Genomic DNA, 1293 nt, shown 5'->3' with positions numbered 1-1293 from the left:
AGAAGTACCAGCTCAAACCCCGCGACTGGGAGGCCGCCGCACGCGAGGGCCGCACCATCGCCCCCCTCATCACCCGCCTCAACGACATCCGCCGCCGCAGTCCCGCCCTGCACCAGCTCCGCGACCTGCACTTCCACCAGGCCGATCAGGAAGCGGTGATCGCCTACTCCAAACGGAGCGGATCGAACACGGTTCTGGTGGTCGCGAACCTGGATCCGCACCACACCCAGGAGGCCACGGTCTCGTTGGACATGCCGCAACTCGGCCTCGACTGGCACGAGTCGGTGCCGGTGCGCGACGAGCTCACCGGCGAGACCTATGACTGGGGCAGGGCCAACTATGTGCGTCTGGAGCCGGGCCGCCGGCCGGCGCACGTCTTCACCGTCCTGCGACCGTCCCACCCGCAGATCGGAGGGTCACCCACCATATGATCGTCAATGAGCCCGTTCCGGACACCTTCGAGGACACTCCCGCCAAGGACCGCGACCCCGAGTGGTTCAAGCGCGCGGTCTTCTACGAGGTCCTCGTCCGCTCCTTCCAGGACAGCAACGGCGACGGCGTCGGCGACCTGAAGGGCCTGACCGCCAAACTGGACTACCTCCAGTGGCTCGGCGTGGACTGCCTGTGGCTGCCGCCCTTCTTCCAGTCACCCCTGCGCGACGGCGGCTACGACGTCTCCGACTACACCGCCGTGCTCCCGGAGTTCGGCGACCTGGCCGACTTCGTCGAGTTCGTCGACGCCGCCCACCAGCGCGGCATGCGGGTCATCATCGACGTCGTCATGAACCACACCAGCGACCAGCACCCGTGGTTCCAGGAGTCCCGCAAGCACCCCGAGGGCCCCTACGGCGACTACTACGTGTGGGCCGACGACGACAAGCAGTACCAGGACGCCCGGATCATCTTCGTCGACACGGAGGTGTCCAACTGGACCTACGACCCGGTCCGCAAGCAGTACTACTGGCACCGCTTCTTCTCGCACCAGCCGGACCTCAACTACGAGAACCCGGCCGTGCAGGAGGAGATGATCTCCGCGCTGAAGTTCTGGCTGGACCTGGGCATCGACGGGTTCCGGCTGGACGCGGTGCCGTACCTGTACCAGCAGGAGGGCACCAACTGCGAGAACCTGCCCGCGACGCACGACTTCCTCAAGCGGGTCCGCAAGGAGATCGACGCCCAGTACCCCGACACCGTGCTGCTCGCCGAGGCCAACCAATGGCCCGAAGACGTCGTCGACTACTTCGGCGACTACGGCGCCGGCGGCGACGAATGCCACATGGCCTTCCACTTCCC

Annotated in this window: 1 protein-coding gene and 1 pseudogene; both read left to right on the top strand. The window is 66.6% G+C overall.

The genetic code is table 11. The features are described from left to right. Positions 1 to 431 (top strand): annotated as a pseudogene (locus ABZ861_RS31470) (alpha-1,4-glucan--maltose-1-phosphate maltosyltransferase); the annotation flags it as partial. Next, a partial coding sequence (locus tag ABZ861_RS31465) for an alpha-amylase family glycosyl hydrolase (RefSeq protein ID WP_361637461.1) occupies positions 428 to 1293 on the top strand: 866 nt, incomplete at its 3' end. The pseudogene ABZ861_RS31470 and the gene ABZ861_RS31465, both read left to right, overlap by 4 nt.

It is taken from the genome of Streptomyces sp. NPDC046985 (assembly GCF_040644415.1).
GTDB lineage: Bacteria > Actinomycetota > Actinomycetes > Streptomycetales > Streptomycetaceae > Streptomyces.
Note: the sequence above shows the minus strand (reverse complement) of the source record. Positions and strands in the feature narration are given on the sequence as shown.